Origin of the sequence: Jiangella alkaliphila (assembly GCF_900105925.1) — a bacterium.
In the GTDB taxonomy this organism is placed as follows: domain Bacteria; phylum Actinomycetota; class Actinomycetes; order Jiangellales; family Jiangellaceae; genus Jiangella; species Jiangella alkaliphila.
The window spans coordinates 2575243-2592337 of the sequence record NZ_LT629791.1 but is presented as its reverse complement, the minus strand read 5'-3'; the positions used below and the strand labels follow the sequence as shown (position 1 = coordinate 2592337).

General features: G+C 71.0%; 20 protein-coding genes. 6 read left to right on the top strand and 14 right to left on the bottom strand.

All coding sequences use genetic code 11. The annotated features are described in order from the left end of the window. Window positions 1-3: 3 nt before the first annotated feature. The 5 genes from BLV05_RS12115 to BLV05_RS12095 are packed head-to-tail and all read right to left on the bottom strand — an operon-like array spanning window position 4 to window position 3615. Complete coding sequence (locus BLV05_RS12115; protein ID WP_046769156.1) at window positions 4-534, bottom strand: DUF4245 domain-containing protein; 531 nt, start codon at window positions 532-534, stop codon at window positions 4-6. A 12-nt stretch (window positions 535-546) separates the two neighbouring features. Then, window positions 547-1599 (bottom strand): ABC transporter ATP-binding protein, encoded by a 1053-nt coding sequence (locus tag BLV05_RS12110; protein ID WP_046769157.1) that lies wholly within the window; start codon window positions 1597-1599, stop codon window positions 547-549. Continuing rightward, the gene (locus tag BLV05_RS12105; RefSeq protein WP_046769158.1) at window positions 1596-2402 is read right to left on the bottom strand and encodes an ABC transporter permease; all 807 of its coding nucleotides are present in this window, start codon (window positions 2400-2402) and stop codon (window positions 1596-1598) included. Before BLV05_RS12105 ends, BLV05_RS12110 begins: the two co-directional genes overlap by 4 nt. After that, window positions 2399-3214, bottom strand: coding sequence for a molybdate ABC transporter substrate-binding protein (modA, locus tag BLV05_RS12100; RefSeq protein ID WP_046769159.1), 816 nt, complete (start codon window positions 3212-3214; stop codon window positions 2399-2401). Before modA ends, BLV05_RS12105 begins: the two co-directional genes overlap by 4 nt. Further along, the gene (locus tag BLV05_RS12095) at window positions 3211-3615 is read right to left on the bottom strand and encodes a TOBE domain-containing protein (RefSeq protein ID WP_046769160.1); all 405 of its coding nucleotides are present in this window, start codon (window positions 3613-3615) and stop codon (window positions 3211-3213) included. Before BLV05_RS12095 ends, modA begins: the two co-directional genes overlap by 4 nt. A 368-nt stretch (window positions 3616-3983) precedes the next feature. Here BLV05_RS12095 and BLV05_RS36980 point away from each other — a divergent pair, with 368 nt between their 5' ends. From BLV05_RS36980 to BLV05_RS12075, 4 genes are all read left to right on the top strand, one after another. After that, window positions 3984-5210 (top strand): DUF222 domain-containing protein, encoded by a 1227-nt coding sequence (locus BLV05_RS36980; protein WP_083421309.1) that lies wholly within the window; start codon window positions 3984-3986, stop codon window positions 5208-5210. Beyond that, the gene (locus tag BLV05_RS36975) at window positions 5129-5365 is read left to right on the top strand and encodes a transposase (protein WP_231948848.1); all 237 of its coding nucleotides are present in this window, start codon (window positions 5129-5131) and stop codon (window positions 5363-5365) included. The genes BLV05_RS36980 and BLV05_RS36975 overlap by 82 nt, the downstream gene beginning before the upstream one ends. Continuing rightward, the gene (locus tag BLV05_RS12080; protein ID WP_083421307.1) at window positions 5362-6243 is read left to right on the top strand and encodes an IS3 family transposase; all 882 of its coding nucleotides are present in this window, start codon (window positions 5362-5364) and stop codon (window positions 6241-6243) included. Before BLV05_RS36975 ends, BLV05_RS12080 begins: the two co-directional genes overlap by 4 nt. A gap of 129 nt (window positions 6244-6372) precedes the next feature. Beyond that, window positions 6373-6951 carry an HNH endonuclease gene (locus BLV05_RS12075; protein WP_269149048.1) on the top strand — a complete coding sequence of 193 codons (579 nt, stop codon included), beginning with the start codon at window positions 6373-6375 and terminating at the stop codon, window positions 6949-6951. A gap of 108 nt (window positions 6952-7059) precedes the next feature. Here the strand turns inward: BLV05_RS12075 and BLV05_RS35750 are convergent, their stop codons facing one another. From BLV05_RS35750 to BLV05_RS12040, 7 genes are all read right to left on the bottom strand, one after another. Then, window positions 7060-7353, bottom strand: a complete 294-nt coding sequence (locus tag BLV05_RS35750) for a hypothetical protein (RefSeq protein ID WP_152690717.1) — start codon at window positions 7351-7353, stop codon at window positions 7060-7062. Window positions 7354-7394: 41 nt separating this feature from the next. Then, window positions 7395-8129, bottom strand: a complete 735-nt coding sequence (locus BLV05_RS12065) for a DUF1707 SHOCT-like domain-containing protein (protein ID WP_046768498.1) — start codon at window positions 8127-8129, stop codon at window positions 7395-7397. Then, entirely contained in the window at window positions 8126-8770 is a 645-nt protein-coding gene (locus BLV05_RS12060; protein ID WP_082155187.1) for a DUF1707 SHOCT-like domain-containing protein, read from the bottom strand. Before BLV05_RS12060 ends, BLV05_RS12065 begins: the two co-directional genes overlap by 4 nt. 73 nt (window positions 8771-8843) lie before the next feature. Next, entirely contained in the window at window positions 8844-10103 is a 1260-nt protein-coding gene (locus BLV05_RS12055; RefSeq protein WP_046768499.1) for an ABC transporter ATP-binding protein, read from the bottom strand. A gap of 25 nt (window positions 10104-10128) precedes the next feature. Beyond that, complete coding sequence (locus tag BLV05_RS12050; protein ID WP_046768500.1) at window positions 10129-10977, bottom strand: carbohydrate ABC transporter permease; 849 nt, start codon at window positions 10975-10977, stop codon at window positions 10129-10131. Beyond that, entirely contained in the window at window positions 10977-11954 is a 978-nt protein-coding gene (locus tag BLV05_RS12045; RefSeq protein ID WP_082155188.1) for a carbohydrate ABC transporter permease, read from the bottom strand. Before BLV05_RS12045 ends, BLV05_RS12050 begins: the two co-directional genes overlap by 1 nt. Next, window positions 11951-13237 carry an extracellular solute-binding protein gene (locus tag BLV05_RS12040; protein ID WP_046768501.1) on the bottom strand — a complete coding sequence of 429 codons (1287 nt, stop codon included), beginning with the start codon at window positions 13235-13237 and terminating at the stop codon, window positions 11951-11953. Before BLV05_RS12040 ends, BLV05_RS12045 begins: the two co-directional genes overlap by 4 nt. A gap of 113 nt (window positions 13238-13350) precedes the next feature. On the opposite strand from BLV05_RS12040, the gene BLV05_RS12035 reads away from it, so the two are divergent. Then, the gene (locus BLV05_RS12035; RefSeq protein ID WP_046768502.1) at window positions 13351-14028 is read left to right on the top strand and encodes a spermine/spermidine synthase domain-containing protein; all 678 of its coding nucleotides are present in this window, start codon (window positions 13351-13353) and stop codon (window positions 14026-14028) included. An 18-nt stretch (window positions 14029-14046) separates the two neighbouring features. On the opposite strand, the gene BLV05_RS12030 is transcribed toward BLV05_RS12035, so the two are convergent. After that, window positions 14047-14841: a hypothetical protein gene (locus BLV05_RS12030; RefSeq protein WP_046768503.1), complete on the bottom strand. Its 795-nt coding sequence runs from the start codon at window positions 14839-14841 to the stop codon at window positions 14047-14049. 225 nt (window positions 14842-15066) lie between these two features. Here BLV05_RS12030 and BLV05_RS12025 point away from each other — a divergent pair, with 225 nt between their 5' ends. Next, a complete protein-coding gene (locus BLV05_RS12025) occupies window positions 15067-16467 on the top strand; it encodes a class II fumarate hydratase (protein ID WP_046768504.1) in 1401 nt (466 codons plus the stop codon). A 66-nt stretch (window positions 16468-16533) separates the two neighbouring features. Here the strand turns inward: BLV05_RS12025 and BLV05_RS36970 are convergent, their stop codons facing one another. Continuing rightward, complete coding sequence (locus BLV05_RS36970) at window positions 16534-17079, bottom strand: aggregation-promoting factor C-terminal-like domain-containing protein (RefSeq protein ID WP_052762394.1); 546 nt, start codon at window positions 17077-17079, stop codon at window positions 16534-16536. Window positions 17080-17095 lie beyond the last annotated feature (16 nt).

Below are 17095 nucleotides of genomic sequence, written 5' to 3'. Positions count from 1 at the left end.
CGATCAGCGCAGCAGCCGCACGAACTCCTCGAGTCGCTCGTAGGAGACGGTGCCGCGCACGATCGTCAGCGCGCCGCCGTCGATGCGCACCAGGACGCGGTCGGGCTGGTCGTCGTCCTCGAGGAGGCGCTCCCAGCCGGCGCCGTCGATGGTGCTCTCGCCGTCGGGGGCGAAGTCGGCCAGCCTGTCCTCGCGGTAGCTCTCGATCTCGCCGTCGGTCTGTTCCAGGCCGATGAACTGCTCGCCGTCGATGAGGAAACCGAGCCGCCAGAGGTCGCCACTCGCCTCCTGCGCGAAGTCGACGCTGGTGGCGCGCCAGCCGTCCGGGACCGGCTCGGGCGCGAGCACGTCGTAGCCGAACTCCTCACGGGCGACGGCGAGCGCCGGCTCGTAGTCGACGGGGTCGGGCAGCCGCGGCTCGGAGTCGTTGAGCAGGTTGAACACGAGCGCGATCGCGGCGATGACGCCGGCCAGCACGCCGACGCTGCGCAGGATGTCGCCCAGCGAGGGGTTGCCGCGGGTCGAGGTTGCCACCCCAGCATGGTGTCACGCGGGATAGACGCTGATCTCGCTGGCCTTGACCGACGCCCACACCTCGCCGCCCGGCTCCAGGCCGAGATCCGCGACGGCCAGTGGCGTGACGTCCGCGAGCACCGGCACCGCGCCGTCCGCCGTCACCCGAACGAGGTCGCCGTGCGCCTCGAGGTCGACGATGACCAGCGGCCAGGCGTTGCGGGCCGAGCCCTCCGGCCGGCGCGGGCTCAGCGTCACAGCGACCGGCGAGAACGCGATGTGCACCGGCCCGCTCGCGTCGTGGGCCAGCGCGACGACGGCGCCGGACGGCAGCTCGGCGCTGCGGCCCGTCGCAGTGCCCGTCAGCAGGTTCAGGCCGACCAGGCGGGCCACGTAGTCGGTGCGCGGCCGCCGCGCGACCTCGGCCGGCGCGCCGTGCTGGACGACGCGGCCGCGCTCCAGCACGACGACGCGGTCGCCGAGCACCATCGCCTCCAATGGGTCATGGGTGACGACGAGCGTGCAGCCCTCGTAGCCGGCGAGGTGGCGGCGCAGCTCGGCCCGGACCGCCGGGCGGGTGCCGGCGTCGAGCGCGGCCAGCGGCTCGTCGAGCAGCAGCAGCCGCGGCTCGACGATCAGCGCGCGGGCCAGCGCGACCCGCTGCGCCTGGCCGCCGGAGAGCTCGCCCGGACGCCGCCGCTCGTACTCGGCCAGCCCCATGCGGCCGAGCCAGTCGCGGGCCTCCGCTCGCGCGCGGTCGCGGTGCAGGCCGCGCGAGCGCAGCCCGAACGCGACGTTCTCCAGCACGCTCATCTTCGGGAACAGCAGGTAGTCCTGGACGACCATGCCGACGCGGCGGTCGCGCGGCCGGACGTGCACACCCGCGGCGGGGTCGTCGAGCGTGACGCCGTCCAGCTCGATCCGGCCGGCGTCCAGCGGCAGGATCCCGGCCAGCAGCTGCAGTGCGGTCGACTTGCCCGCGCCGTTCGGGCCGAGCAGCGCCACCACCTCGCCGGGCGCCACGGCGAGCCCGGCGTGCAGCTCGAGGTCGCCGCGGCGCAGCGCGAGGTCGGCGTAGAGGCTCATGTGGCCCCGATCCAGCGGTCGCGCAGCCCGATCAGGACCGTCACCGACACGGCGATCATCAGCAGGCTCAGCACGATGGCGACGTCGCTGTCGCCGGCGTTGATCGCGACGTACGCCTCCAGCGGCAGCGTGCGGGTGGTGCCGGGGAAGCTGCCGGCGAACGTCACTGTCGCGCCGAACTCGCCGAGCGCCCGCGCCCAGCACAGCACCGCCCCGGCCAGCACGCCCGGCGCGACGGCCGGCAGCGTGACCCGGCGGAACGTCGTCCAGGAGGTGGCGCCGAGCGTGGCCGCGACGTCGTCGTAGCGGCGGTCGGCGGTGCGCAGCGCCCCCTCGACCGCGACGATGAGGAACGGCATCGCGACGAACACCTGCGCCAGCACGACCGCCTCGGTGGTGAACGGCAGGCTGATCCCGAACGTGTCGTAGAGCCAGCCGCCGACCAGCCCGCGCCGGCCGAACACCATGAGCAGTGCGACGCCGCCGACCACCGGCGGCAGCACCAGCGGCACCGTCACCAGGCCGCGCAGCACCGACCGGCCGGGCAGGGCCGTCCGGGCCAGCAGCCACGCGACCGGAACCCCGCACACCAGCGCCACCCCGGTCGCGATCGTGGCCGTGACCAGCGACAACCGCAGCGCCGTCAGGACCTCGTCGGAGGAGAGGATGGACGGCAGGTCTCCCCACGGCGCCCGCGCGATCAGGCCCACCATCGGCAGGACCAGGATCGCGACGCCGAGCGCCGCGGGGATCAGCAGCCCCGCCGGAACCCGCAGGTCGTCGGTCCGACGGGAGCGGCTCACGGTTCCAGGAAACCAGCCTCGCCGAGGATCGTCTGGCCCGGCTCGCCGGTGATCGCGTCGACGACCGCCTGGGCGCCCTCCGGGTTCGGCGCGTCCGTCAGCACGGCGACCGGGTAGTCGTTGACCACGTCGTCCGACTCGGGGACCGGAACGACCTCGACGGCATCGCCCTCGGCCGCGGCGTCGGTCAGGTAGATCAGCGCCGCGTCGGCCTCACCCAGCGCGATCAGCGACGCCGCCTCCTTCACGTCCGTGGTCAGGGTGTCCGGCGCCGCCACCACCCCGGCGGCGTCGAGGAGGCGCTGGGCCGCGCCGCCGCACGGGACCTGCGGCTCGCAGATCGCGACCCGCAGCTCCTCGTTCGCCAAGTCGGCGAGGCCGGTGACGTTGCCCGGGTTGCCCGCCGGGACCGCGAGGGCCAGCGTGTTGCGGGCGAAGATCCGCGGCTCGCCGTCGACGACCCCGCCGGCGACCGCGTCGTCCATCGTGTTCGTGTCGGCCGTCGCGAGGACGTCGGCGGGCGCGCCGGACAGCAGCTGCTCGACCAGGCCGGAGCTGGGGCCGAACGAGTAGACGATCTCGAGGTCGGGGTACTCGTCGCCGAGCTGGTCGGCCAGCGTCTCGAACGACTCCGTCAGCGACGCCGCCGCGAGCACCGTCACCGTCCCGGCGGGCGCGTCGTCGGCCGGCTCGGTGGTCTCCTGCGTCGCCTCGCCGGACGGGGCCGCCGAGTCGTCGCCGTCGTCGCCCCCGCAGGCGATGGTGAGCAGCGCGGCCGCCGCGACCGCGAGTGCGAGCCGGGCCCGCCTCATGCCCGGGCCGCCGGCAGGTCGACGACGACGGTGGTGGCCTTGACCGACGCGATGGCCGCGACACCGACGTCCAGCCCGAGCTCGTCGGCGGCCTCGCGGCTCATCAGCGACACGACACGGTGCGGACCTGCCTGGATCTCCACCTGAGCCATCACTCCGTCCTTCTTCACCGAGATGACGATGCCGGGGAAGTGGTTGCGCGCGGACTCCCGCGGCGTGGGCAGTGCCGCCTCGTCGGGGCCGATCTCGCGCGCCACCCGCGCCAGCTCGACACCGTCGACGACCATGCGCCCGGCGTCGTCGCGGTCGAGCCGCAACCGCCCGGCGTCGGCCCACCGTCGCAACGAGTCGTCGCTCACCCCCAAGAGGCGAGCGGCGTCAGCGATCCGAAACTGCGGCACATCGGACAGTATAGACCCGCAACTGCGGCGTAGGTGTCTCGTTGCGACCGCGACAGCGAACTCGGCCCTGCGTCGCTAGGCGCGGGTCGAGACACGCTCGCCGGCCTGCCGGCGGCCCTGGACTCCGAGTTGCGGGCCGGACACCTGTTCGATAAGATCATCTTCAGTTGTTCGAGCCGTCACCGGGAGCGGTAGCAGTGGGTTCCCGGGCGTTGAAGCAGGGCATCACGCCAGGTGCTCTCACCTCGTCCACGGTCGCAGGCCGGTCAGTGTGCCTGCGGTCGTCCATCCCAGCCCGACCGGGCCCACGGGGTGACACGCGCCCTTCACACAGGGGCGCCGCATCGTGGACGAGAAGGTGATGGGTGATGTCCGATCCGATCGACCGGCTGGCCACCGCACCACCGGGTGCCGAGCTGGCGGCCCTGCTCGCCCGGGTCGACCTCACCCGGCTGTCCCCGCACGAGCTGATCGTGGTGGCGCTGGCGCGGCAACGTCAACTCGCCCACGAGGAGGCCGCACTGTTGCGGGTGTTCGCCGAGCTGGCCGCCCGGCCGCCCTACCAGCGCTGCGGCGCCCCTGACGAGCTGTCTGGCGGGCATGTGCATCGGGCGGTCGAGGCCGCCGGTGACGAGGTGTCGCTGGCATTGCGGTGGACGCCGGGCCGTGCGACCGGGCGGGTCGCGCTCGCCGTCGAACTGCTCGAGGACCTCCCCGACACCTTCACCGCCCTCGCGACAGGCCTGATCGACGCGGACAAGGCACGGCTGATCGCCGAGCGCACCCGCTGCCTCACCGACCCCGCACTGCGGCGGCGGGTCGAGGCCACCGTGCTGCCCGACGCCGCCACCCGCACCCGCTGGGCGCTGGACCAGCGGCTGCGTCGCGAGGTCATCGCCGCCGACCCCGCCGCCGCGGAAACCCGCCGCACCCGAGCCGCCGACCGCCGCTACGTGTCCCGGCCCGAGCCGGCCGCGCCCGGCGGCGACGACGGCATGGCCACCCTCACCCTGTGCGGGCCGGCTGAGGACCTGACCGCGCTGTGGGTCGCCACCGACGCCGCCGCCCGCCACACCCGCACCAGCGGCGACCAGCGCACCCTCGACCAACTCCGCTTCGACCTGCTCACCGGCCTGGCCTGGACCGCGCTGGACACCGGCCACCTCGGCTGCTGCAACCCCACCTGCACCAACACCCCCGCCGCCGTCGCACCCCCGGCCAGCTCGCCCGCACGCCCGCCCGACCCCGACGCACACGGCACCGATCGCCAACCAGACAGCCTCAACGGATCCACCCCCACCGGCCCGCCAGGCCACGCCCACCCCACCGTGCCGATCCAGCACCCTCCCGCAAGCAGACCCGCCGCCCCCGACAGACCGACCAGCCCAGCCGGGCACGGCGACACCACCGGGCTGAGGTTCCCCCCGAAGTGTGGAGGCATCGGCTATAAGGAGTGGCGATGCCTGAGACGAGACGAAAGTTCGATCCGGAGTTCCGTGAGGGAGCTGTTCGGATCGTTCGGGAGACGAACAAGCCGATCGCGCAGGTCGCTCGTGACCTGGGGATCGGGTCGGAGACGCTGCGTAACTGGGTGAAGAAGGACCGGGTCGAGCGCGGCGAGGCCGATGGCCTGACCAGCGACGATCGGGCCGAGCTGGCCCGGTTGCGCAGCGAGGTCGCGGAGTTGCGGATGGAGCGTGACGTGCTCAAGCGATCCGTGGTCCTGTGGGTGAAGGAGGCGACGCGGTGAGCCTGGCTGCGTTCATCGCCGACCAGAGGACCAGCCACCAGGTACCGCACGCGGTGACGTGCCGGGCGTTGGAGGTGTCGCAGTCGTGGTTCTACAAGTGGCACGACCGGCCACCCACACCCAGGCAGCAGCGCCGCGACGAGCTCGACGCCGCCGTGAAGAAGGCGTTCACCGAGTCGCGTGAATTGCACGGATCGCCGCGTATTCACGCCGATCTGCGTGAGGCCGGCTGGACGGTGGGTGAGAAGACGGTCGCCGATTCGATGAAACGACAGAGCCTGGTCGCGCGGGCGAAGAAACGGCGGAAGAACACCACCCGCCCGGATAAGCGGGCGATCCCGTTCGCTGATCTGGTGAATCGTGACTTCACCGCCGAAGCACCGAACTGTCGGTGGGTCGGCGACATGACCGAGATACCCACCGACGAGGGCAAGTTGTATCTGTCCACGGCGATCGACCTGTTCTCCCGGCGGCTGCTCGGCTACGCCACCAGCCCGCACCCGGATGCCGTCCTGGCAGCTGACACCATCAAGATGGCCGTCGCTGCCCGTGGCGGGGTCGTGGCCGGGGTGGTCTTCCACACCGACCGCGGGTCCACCTACACCGCGCACGACTTCACCGAACTCTGCCGTGATCTGAAGATCACCCAGTCGATGGGAAGGGTCGGGTCGTGTTTCGACAACGCCGCCGCGGAATCGTTCTTCTCCACCCTGGAACACGAGGTATTGTCGCGGCACCACTTTACGACCCGCGACGAAGCGAAACGCGTCATTATCGACTGGGTCGTAGATTTCTATAATTGTCGTCGGCGTCACAGTTCGTGCGGCATGAAATCGCCCATCGACTACGAGAACTCCGCTATGCTGGAAGCAGCGTAAAGGGAAACCCTCCACGATTTGGGGGGAAGCTCAGGGCCGGACCACCTCGCACGACCGGTCAGCCCAGCCGGGCACGGCGACACCGCCGCGCCGGACCACGCCACCCGGCCAGCTCGTTCTGGCGGACCGGTGGTCCTCGGGCGACGCCGAGGACGCGCCGCCACGGTGCACATCACCATGCCGATCACCGCGCTGCTCGGCGACGACGACACGCCCGGCGAGCTCGACGGATACGGACCCATCACCGCCGCCACCGCCCGCCGCATCACCGCCGACGCCACCCTGCGCCGGCTGCTCACCGACCCCGCCGACGGCCGCCTACTCGAATACGGGCACACCACCTACACCCCACCAGCCGCCCTGGCCGCACACGTCATCACCCGCGACCGCACCTGCCGGTTCCCCACCTGCCACCGCACCGCCACCGAAGCCGAAATCGACCACCAGACCCCCTACGCCCACGGCGGCACCACCGCCCCCGACAACACCTGGGCACTGCACACCGGCCACCACCAGGCCAAAACCTGGCACCGCTTCACCATCACCACCGACCCACACGGCACCACCTGGTGGACCACCCCCGCCGGCCACCGATACCCGGTCGAACCCGAAGCCATCGGACCCATCCGCACCCCAGCAGAGCACCATGCGCACCAGGTGCACCCCGCCCCGGCTGGCGACCCGCGCCTCGAGGCGGTGCCCTTCTGATCCGGGGAGTCAGGCGGCGCTGAGAGTAGGCGCTGACCGATGGCCGTCACGTCGCCCATCACGGGGCCTCGGGTGAGCGGAGCAGCGCCAGGCCGGACCTCAGGCTGGTCAGCGGCGGCGGGAGGCTTGGCGGCGCAGCAGGACGGCCGTCACCAGCACGAGGCCGAGCCAACCGAAGCCGCCCCAGACGATGCGCGACGGGCCCCAGCCGAAGTCACCGTCGTGGTCGTCGGCGCCGTCCGGCGAGACGGCGGGGGCACCGGCGGGATCGGCGGGTTCCGACGTCGCGACCGGCACGGGAACGGTTGCCGGCGTAGCGGCGGACGCGGACGCGCCTAGCGTGAGGACGGCAAGCAGCACGAGCACCGGCAACAGCCGGCGTAATGGGCTGGACGCGCTCACCGGCGAATGATCACTCACGTCGGTGAATCCCGTGACGCTGGTCAGTGGCCGAGAAGCGAACGGCGCTTGTCGCGCGGCGGGCGCACGGTGACCTCGCCCAGCAGCACGAAGCCGCGCACCCGATAGACCGGGGCGCCGGGGGTGACCGGCTCGCGCAGCTTCATCTTCCGCTCGCCGAGGATGTTCGTGCCCTCGTCGAGTCGTACGTCGATGCCCTCGGGCACGATCAGCGTGAGGCTGCCCAGCACGATCGCGGTCTGGATCTCGACCTCTGGGGTGCGCACGACGGCCTCGGTGAAGTCGAGCACGACCTCGCCCAGGATCGACGTGACGTCCATGCGGGCGGGCACCTCCCACCGGCCCAGGCGCTTCTCGTTGCTGAGCACGCTGGTGATGCGCTCGGCCGGCCGGACCGGGCCGTCGGACGGCGGCAGTGGCGGCTGGGCGCCCGCGGGCGCGACCCGAGCAGGACCCGCCGCCGGCCGGCCCTGCTGCCAGTTCGCCACCGGGTTACCGCCGGGCAGCGGGTACGGCCCCTGCGGGAGGTCGCGGGTGATCGGCTGCAGCTCGCCGTAGGTGCGCGCCTTGAAGGTCGCCTCCAGCCGCTCTTCCAGCTCGGTGAGCGTGAGCCGGCCGTCGCCGGCGGCCTGGCGCAGCGCCTCGGCCACGCGGTCGCGGTCGACGTCGGAGCAGCGCAGGTCGGCCGGGCTGCGGACGTCGGGGAAGTCGGCGCCAGGCGCCGGCGCCGGCTTGGGCTGGTCGGGGACCTCGCTCATTTCTCGCCTGCCGCCTTGCGCTGGACGTTGACCCCGCCGAAGACGGCCTTGCCGGTGATGCGGACGAGCGGCGCGTCCGGGCCCGGCTGGCCGCGGTGGCTGGCGTCGTCGTTGAACGCGCCGAAGATGCCGTCGCCGTCGACGCTCACGCGGATGTCGGGCGGCACGACGATGTTCACGCCGCCGAAGACCGCCCTGATGTCGATCTCGACCTCGGCCGCCTCGAGCGAGGCGTCGCGCAGGTCGAGGTCGGCGCCGCCGAAGACGGCCTTGATGCGGTAGTGCTGCGGCACGACCCAGTCGCCGCGGCGCTGGATGCCGCTGAACACGACCTTCGCGCTGCGCGACGTGGGAACGCCGCCGACCCGGGCCGGCGACGACGCCGACGGCGCGGGCATCGGCGCCGCGGCGGGCCGGCGCGCGATGACGGCCGACGGCGGCAGCGGGAGGTCGCCGGGGAGGTCGCGGATGACCGGCTCGAAGTCGGCGTACGTCTTGGCGGCGTACAGCGCCTCGATACGATCTTCCAGCTCGGTGAGGCTCAGCCGGCCGTCGGAGGCCGCCTGACGCAGGACGTCGGCGACCTGTTCACGGTCGGCGTCGGACGCCCGCATCGCCCGCTGGTCGCGTGTCTCGTCCACAACTGACGACCTTAGCAACCACCCGGCCGTCCGGATGGAGGAGAATTCCCGGAGATCTACCCCTGAAGAAGGATCAGGGAAGTGTCGGGGCCTCCCCGGTTTCGGACGCCGCCGGCGACGGCTGGTCGCCGTTGCCCGCCGCGTCGGGCGCTTGCTCGCCACGCTCCTGCATCGCCTGGACGGTGAGGTTCGTCTCGGACTCCGGGTCGAAGACGTGCACCCGGCGCAGGTCCAGCCAGAGGCTGGCCGGCGTCCCCTCGGCGATGCGGCTGCTGGCGTCCAGCGAGACCACCAGCTGCGTGCGCATGGCCTCGCTGTCGAGCTCGCGTTCCAGGTCGGCCAGCCGGTTGCGGATGTCCTCGGGCGCCTCGTACGGCACGTAGGCGTACTGCTCGTTGCCGAGCCACTCGGTGACGTCGATGGTCGCGTCGAACACGACGCCGTGGTCGCGGACGGTGTCGGACACCACGGAGGCGTCCTCGAACGCCTCCGGCCGGGCGCCCAGCAGCACGACGTCGTGGCCGCTCAGGTCGAGCGAGCGCGACGGCGGCAGCGTCCACTCGCCGAACGGGGTGTGCAGGCGATCGCCGACGACCGTCGCGGAGATGAAGTTCATCGGCGGCGAGCCGATGAACCCGGCGACGAACAGGTTGACGGGGTTCTCGTACAGCTCGCGCGGGCTGGCGACCTGCTGCACGACGCCGCGGCGCAGCACGACGACGCGGTCGCCGAGCGTCATGGCCTCGACCTGGTCGTGCGTGACGTACACCGTCGTGATGCCCAGCCGCTTCTGCAGCCGCGAGATCTCGGTGCGCATCTGGCCGCGCAGCTTCGCGTCGAGGTTGGACAGCGGCTCGTCGAACAGGAACGCCTGCGCCTCGCGGACGATGGCCCGGCCCATGGCGACGCGCTGGCGCTGGCCGCCGGAGAGGTTGGCCGGCTTGCGGTCGAGGTGCTCGTTCAGCTCCAGCAGGTCCGAGGCCCGCCGGACCCGCTCGTCGACCTCCTTGTCCGGCGTCTTGGCCAGCCGGAGCGGGAAGGCGATGTTCTCGTAGACGGTGAGGTGCGGGTAGAGCGCGTAGTTCTGGAACACCATCGACAGGTTGCGGTCGCGCGGTGCCTTCTCGTTGACCCGCTCGTCGCCGATGCGCAGCTCGCCGCTGCTGATGTCCTCGAGCCCGACGATCATCCGCAGCAGCGTCGACTTCCCGCAGCCGGACGGCCCGACCAGGATGACGAACTCGCCGTCGGCGATGTCGAGGCTCACGTCCTTGACCGCGTGGAAACCGTCGCCGTAACGCTTGTTGATGTCTTTCATCGTGATGGCAGCCATGGGATCTCCTCCAGTCGCAGCGGGGTCAGCCCTTGACGGCGCCCTGAGTCAGGCCGGACACGATCCGGCGTTGGAACAGCAGAACGAGGATGACGACCGGGATGGTGACGACCACGGCGGCCGCCGCGATCGCCCCGGTGGGCTCTTCGAACTGCGAAGCGCCGGTGAAGAACGCCAGCGCCGCGGGGACCGGCCGAGCCGCCTCGGTCGAGGTCAGCGAGATGCCGTACACGAAGTCGTTCCACGCGATGAAGAACGAGATGATCGCTGTCGTGAACACGCCGGGCGTGGCCAACGGGACGATCACCTTGCGGAAGGCCTGCCAGGTGGTGGCGCCGTCGACCTGAGCGGCCTGCTCCAGCTCCCATGGGATCTGCCGGAAGAACGCCGACAGCGTCCAGATCGAGATCGGCAGCGTCAGCGAGAGGTACGGGATGATCAGGCCCGGCCAGGTGTCGTACAGGCCGATGTTGCGCCACAGGTTGAACAGCGGCGTGACGATCGAGATGACCGGGAAGATCGCCACCGCGAGCGCCGTCGTCAGGATCAGCCGCTTGCCCGGGAAGTCGAGCCTGGCGATGGCGTACGCGCAGAACGTCGCCAGCACCACCGAGATGAACGTGGCGATCAGCGAGATGCCGATGGAGTTGCGCAGCGCCGACAGGAACAGGTCCTGAGCGTCGCCGGCGAGGATGTTGTCGTAGTTGTCCCAGACCCAGTTCGTCGGCAGGAACTGCAGGTTCGCGAGGTCGCTGGGCGTCTTGAACGACAGCGACACGATCCACGCGACCGGGAACAGCGCGTAGACGATCACGACGATGCCGGCGACCCACCACCACGCCTTGGTGCCGCGCGAGAGCTCCTGTTCGTCCATCACCGTTCCCCTCTCGCGCTGGCCAGATCGACCTTGAACAACTTGATGAAGAGGAAGCTGATCAGCACGACACACAGGAACAGCAGCACGGAGACCGCAGAGCCGAGGCCGATCTCTAGCCGGCTGATCGTCTGTCTATAGGCGAGGAACGAGACGACCTCGGTGTTGTTGGCGCCCTGGGTCATGATGAAGACGTTGTCGAAGATGCGGAACGCGTCGAGGGTCCGGAACAGCAGCGCCACCATGATGGCGGCCTTCATGTTCGGGATGGTCACCTTGTACAACCGCTGCCACCAAGTGGCGCCGTCGACCTTGGCCGCCTCCTGCAGGTCCTCCGGCACCTGCGCGAGGCCGGCCAGGAGCAGCAGCGAGATGAACGGCGTCGTCTTCCAGATCTCCGACGCGATGATGACGAACACCGACGTGCCGAACTCGCCGAACCAGTTGGTGTTCTCGCTGATGCCTGGCGCCCAGTTGAACCAGGAGTTCACGAACCCGGAGTCGATGCTGAAGGCGTAGAACCACGCGAACGCCGAGACGACGGTGATGATCGCATACGGGACGAGGATGGCCGTGCGCAGGATCGGCCGCAGCGTCGTCAGCGCCCGGTGCATGACCAGCGCCAGCGCGAAGCCCAGCACCGCCTCGATGGCGACCGTGATGACGGTGATGAGCACCGTCACGCCGACCGCCCGCCACCAGACGCCGTCGGTCAGCACCACCACGTAGTTGTTCAGCCAGGTGAACTCGCGGGCATCGGGATCGGTGAGGCGGAACTTGAACAGCGACTCGTAGAACGCCTGCAGGATCGGGTACGCGGTGACCAGCAGCATCACCACGAACGCCGGGCCGGCCAGCCACCAGCCCAGCCGCCGCTCGGCCCGCGCCCGGTCGCTGAGCGGGATCTTGCCGCCACGCCCGTGCCGGCCGCCTTCGGCCGACCGGCCGGTGTCGCCCGCGGTCTCCGTCACGCTCATAGCAGCCTCTCCCCCTTCAAGACCTCAGTGATGAGCGTCGTGGCGTCCTCGGGTGAGGAGTCGGGTGTGACGGAGTTCGGTGGATGCCAGGTGTTCTGCAGGCCGGTCGAGACCTCGTTGTAGTACGGGGTCTGCGGCCGCGGCGCCGCCGCCTCCAGCGACTCGCGGATGAGGTCGGCCATCGGGAAGGCCTCCTGGACGTCCGGGTCGTCGTAGGCCTCGGTGTTCGACGCCGGGTTGCCGTTGGTGACCATGTAGTACGCCTGGTTGTCAGGCTGGACGATGCACTGGGCGGCCTCGATGGCGAGGTCGGGGTGGTCGCTGAACGCGCCGATGCCGAGGTTGATGCCGCCGTACGGTGGACGAGAGTCCTCACCCTCGGTGACCTCGGGGTAGAGCGCCCAGCCGATGTCGTCGACCAGCGCCTGGTCGAGGTTGCCGCCTTCGACGCCGGCCAGCGTGGCGGCCCACACGAACGGCCAGTTGACCATGAACGAGCCGCGGTCGCCCTGGAACTGCAGCATCGACGCGTTCTCGTCCTCGTTCGCCAGCCCTGGCCCGCCCAGCCCGTTGCGGGCGATGTCCTCGATGATCTGAGCGGCGGAGCGGCCGGCGTCGGTGTCGAGCCCCAGCTGGACCTCGTCGGCCGGCGCCTCGGGGTTCTCGAGGATCTCGCCGCCGGCCGACGTGACCAGCGCGTTGATCCACACCGTCAGCGCCTCGGCCCGGATGCCCTGGACGCCGAGGTACTTGTCCTGCGACTGGGCGGCGTCGATGATCTGCTGCCAGGTGACCGGCTCGTTCTCGGGGTCGAGGCCGGCGGCCTCGGCGACCGACCTGCGATACCAGAGCAGCTGGGTGTTGGCCCAGAACGGGACCGCGACCAGCTCGTCGCGCCAGGTGGCGCCGTCGATGGCGCCCTGCACGACGTTCTCGGTGACCGACTCGGCGACGTCGTCGGGGATCTCGGCGAGGAACCCGGCCTCGGCCAGCTCCGGGATGAACGGCGGGTCGAGGCTGATGATGTCGATGGACGAGTCACTCGCCGCGAGCCGCCGGGCCAGCTGCTCACGCTGCGAGGACGCCTCGCGGGGCAGCAGCGACGTCTCGATGCGGTAGGCGCCGTCGGCGGCTTCGGTACATCGGCTGGCCAGCTCGGCCTGTCCGCCGTTGTCGGGATTGATGTACCACGTGAGTGTCGGGGTGGAGTCGTCACTGCCACACGCGGTCAGCCCAGCCAATAGGGCGGTGGCGGCCGCGACGCTGACGGTCCTTCTGACCACATCGCCTCCCTGGAGCGGGTGTCGCTCCAGTGACCGCTACGGCATCGGAGCGTCAGGGTGTGAGTCGAACCTACGACATCGAGTGCCGTGGGTCGAGGACATACGGTGTTCTCGTGTTCGACACCCCTCAGACACTGGTCCGCCACGACGGCGTCGACGGCGAGGTGGTGGTCCGCCGCCGGGCGGCGTCCGGCGGCCCGGTCTACGAGCTGATCGTCAACGGCACGTTCCTCATGGACACCGCCGAGACGTCGACGGAGCGGCTGCTGGGCGAGCTGCTGCTGGACCGGCATCCGGAGCCGGCGACGGTGCTGGTGGCCGGGCTCGGCTTCGGGTTCACCGTCGGGTCGCTGCTGGCCGACGCCCGGGTGCGGCGGGTCGACGTCGTCGAGATCGAGCCCACGCTGGTCGACGTGCTGCGGCGCGGCGTCGTGCCGGGCCTGGAGGCCGTCGTCGGCGATCCGCGCGTGCGGACGGTGGTCGACGACGTCCGCGCCATGCTGCCGTCGGTGCCGCCGTCGACGTACGACGGCATCCTGCTCGACGTCGACAACGGGCCGCACTTCCTCGTCCACGAGGCCAACGCCGAAGTGTACGAGCGGCCGCTGCTCGCCGTCGCCGCCCGGGCGCTGCGCCCGGGCGGCCTGCTGGCGGTCTGGTCGGCGGCGCCGGCGCCGGTCCTGGCCGGCGTGCTGGCCGACGCCGTCGGCTCGGTCGAACAAGTGGTGCGGACGGTCCGGCGCGGGAACCGCGACGTCGACTACCACGTCTACGTCGCCCGCCGCCCCTGAGCCGAAGGGGCGACGGCGTCAGGCCGGGATACCGCGGGCGTCCAGCGCGTCCTCGACGATGTGCAGGCCGGCCAGGCCCGGCATCTTGGCGATGTGGCCGTCGATGGTGCGAGCCGCGTGCCGTCCGTCCGGGCCACTCATGAGGTGGCGCAGCACGTGCCGCACCTCGGTCTCGGCCATGACGCCGGTGCCGACCGGGCCCCAGTACTTGCGCAGCGCGAACCGGGCGATCTTCTGCGCCTTCTTGCTACGGGCCAGCCGGTCGCGGGCTTGGGTGGCGTAGAAGGCGACGTGCCGCGCCTCCTGCTTGGCGATGCGCTGCAGCAGTTCGGCGAGGACGGGGTGCTGCTCCAGCTGGGCCAGCCGGTTGTACGCGGTGATCGCCGACCACTCGTTCGCCGCGCCCCAGATCATGTGCACGGCGACGAAGTCCTGGCCGATCACGTTGGCCAGCACCGACTGCTTGATCGGATCGAGCTTGTCGCGCCAGCCCATGCGCAGCCGGGTCGCCTTGAGGTGGTCGTAGTCGATCTGCAGGCCGTGGAGGTTCAGCACCTCGGCGAGCGCCTCGCCGTGCCAGAACTCCTCCATGTTCCACATCGTCATGAACGCTGTGACCTGCGGGTCCTTGTGTGACGGCGTCACGAGCATGTCGCGCAGGTAGCAGACGGTGTGGTACTCGACGTCGCACATGTAGCGGAGGCTGCGCAACGTGTCGGGCGGAAGCGGGTTGGTCCGGAACTCGTCAAGCGGCAGATCCTGCCACTCCACGGCTCGGGACGTTCGGGTGTAGTCGCGGATGTCGAAGGCCATGTCGTGCCGGGGCGACGTCCGGAGTGGGTGTGCCCGCCCCGTCCCTCCCTCGGTCCTCGTAAAACGAAGGCTCATTCTTTATAGTCCGATTATGCCTGCTTCACATAGTGCCCGGCAATGTGCCCTCGATCACCCGGATTTCCCCTGACAGGACCCTGAGATCTGGGCCGCCGGCGGGAGTACCCCGGCGGGCCGGGAGGGCTGCCGGTCGACGATGATGGGAGCATGAGCGACCAGGAGTACCGCATCGAACACGACACCATGGGCGAGGTCCGGGTTCCCGCGGCGGCGAAGTACCGCGCGCAGACCCAGCGCGCCGTCGAGAACTTCCCGATCTCCGGCACGCCGATCGAGGGCGCGCTGATCCGCGCGCTGGCCTCCATCAAGGGCGCGGCGGCGCAGGTCAACGCCGAGCTGGGGGTCCTCGACAGCGACATCGCGAAGGCCGTCCAGGACGCCGCAGCCGACGTCGCGAACGGCGACCACGACGCCCACTTCCCGATCGACGTGTTCCAGACCGGGTCCGGCACGTCCAGCAACATGAACACCAACGAGGTCATCGCCACCCTCGCCACCGAGCGCCTGGGCCGGCCAGTGCACCCGAACGACCACGTCAACGCGTCGCAGTCGAGCAACGACGTGTTCCCGACGGCCATCCACATCGCCGCTACGCGCGCGGTCGTCGAGGACCTCATCCCGGCGCTGCGCCACCTCGAGGGCGAGCTGTCGCGCAAGTCCGTCGAGTTCGCCTCCGTCGTCAAGAGCGGCCGCACGCACCTGATGGACGCCACCCCGGTCACGCTCGGCCAGGAGTTCGGCGGCTACGCGGCCCAGGTCTCCTACGGCGTCGAGCGGCTCGAGGCCGTGCTGCCGCGGGTCGCCGAGGTCCCGCTGGGCGGCACCGCCGTCGGCACCGGCATCAACACGCCGCCCGGGTTCGCGTCCGCCGTCATCGGCCGCATCGCCACCGACTCCGGGCTGCCGTTCACCGAGGCGCGCAACCACTTCGAGGCCCAGGGCGCCCGCGACGGCCTGGTCGAGCTGTCCGGCCAGCTGCGCACCATCGCCGTGTCGCTCTACAAGATCTCCAACGACGTCCGCTGGATGGGCTCCGGCCCGCGGGCCGGCCTGGCCGAGATCGCCCTGCCCGACCTCCAGCCCGGCTCGTCGATCATGCCGGGCAAGGTCAACCCCGTCATCCCCGAGGCGCTGTGCATGGTGTCGGCGCAGGTCGTCGGCAACGACGCGACGGTGGCGTTCGCGGGCGCGGCCGGCAACTTCGAGCTCAACGTCATGCTGCCGGTCATCGCCCGCAACGTGCTCGAGTCGATCCGGCTGCTGGCGAACATCTCGCGGCTGTTCGCCGACCGCTGCGTCGCCGGCATCGAGGCGAACGAGGAGCGCAACCGCGAGTACGCCGAGTCGTCGCCGTCCATCGTCACGCCGCTGAACCGCTACATCGGCTACGAAGAGGCGGCCAAGGTCGCGAAGCAGGCGCTGGCCGAGCGGAAGACCATCCGCGAGGTCGTCGTCGAGCGCGGCTACGTCGCCGGCGGCAAGCTCACCGAGGAGCAGCTCGACCGGGCCCTCGACGTGCTGAGCATGACCCGCCCGCCGACTGTTTGACCAAGATGCACGTCGCCCCCGTCACCGGAACTCGGTGGCGGGGGCGAGGCGTGTATTGCGCTGGACTCAGTACCAGCCGACGGACTCCGAGTGCGCCCATGCGCCGCACGGGTCGCCGTAGCGGCCCTCGATGTACCAGAGGCCCCACTCGATCTGGGTGACCGGGTTGGTGCGGTAGTCGTCGCCGAACCGGGCCATCTTGTTCGCGGGCAGCGACTGCGGGATGCCGTACGCGCCGGACGACGGGTTCTCGGCCGTGTGCCGCCAGTTCGACTCGCGGGTCCACAGGTTGTCCAGGCACTGGAACTGGTCGTCGCCCCAGCCGTAGTCGGCCATCAGGGTGCGGGCGGCGGACTGGGGGTCCTCGACGGCCCGCTCCAGCGACCGGGCGGCCTCCTCGGCCGCTGCCTGACGTTCGGCCTCCGCGGCGGCGGCCGCCTCGGCCTCAGCCTGCGCCTGGGCTTCGGCCTCCGCCTGAGCCTGAGCGGCCGCTGCCTCGGCCTGCACCTGTGCCTCGGCCGCGGCCGCGAGGTCGCGTTCGAGGGACGGCGGCGCGGGCTCCTGGGCCTTGGCGCCGACCTCGGGGAGCGTCACCTGCTGCGTGCTCGCCACGGTGCTGCTGCTTCCG

What these genes read in the sequence shown, in the direction of transcription:
- BLV05_RS12110 (WP_046769157.1), bottom strand. Translation starts at nt 1,599, where the DNA reads ATGAGCCTCTACGCCGACCTCGCGCTGCGCCGCGGCGACCTCGAGCTG.
- modA (WP_046769159.1), bottom strand. Translation starts at nt 3,214, where the DNA reads ATGAGGCGGGCCCGGCTCGCACTCGCGGTCGCGGCGGCCGCGCTGCTC.
- BLV05_RS36980 (WP_083421309.1), top strand. Translation starts at nt 3,984, where the DNA reads ATGTCCGATCCGATCGACCGGCTGGCCACCGCACCACCGGGTGCCGAG.
- BLV05_RS12065 (WP_046768498.1), bottom strand. Translation starts at nt 8,129, where the DNA reads ATGAGCGAGGTCCCCGACCAGCCCAAGCCGGCGCCGGCGCCTGGCGCC.
- BLV05_RS12055 (WP_046768499.1), bottom strand. Translation starts at nt 10,103, where the DNA reads ATGGCTGCCATCACGATGAAAGACATCAACAAGCGTTACGGCGACGGT.
- BLV05_RS12050 (WP_046768500.1), bottom strand. Translation starts at nt 10,977, where the DNA reads ATGGACGAACAGGAGCTCTCGCGCGGCACCAAGGCGTGGTGGTGGGTC.
- BLV05_RS12045 (WP_082155188.1), bottom strand. Translation starts at nt 11,954, where the DNA reads ATGAGCGTGACGGAGACCGCGGGCGACACCGGCCGGTCGGCCGAAGGC.
- BLV05_RS12030 (WP_046768503.1), bottom strand. Translation starts at nt 14,841, where the DNA reads ATGGCCTTCGACATCCGCGACTACACCCGAACGTCCCGAGCCGTGGAG.
- BLV05_RS12025 (WP_046768504.1), top strand. Translation starts at nt 15,067, where the DNA reads ATGAGCGACCAGGAGTACCGCATCGAACACGACACCATGGGCGAGGTC.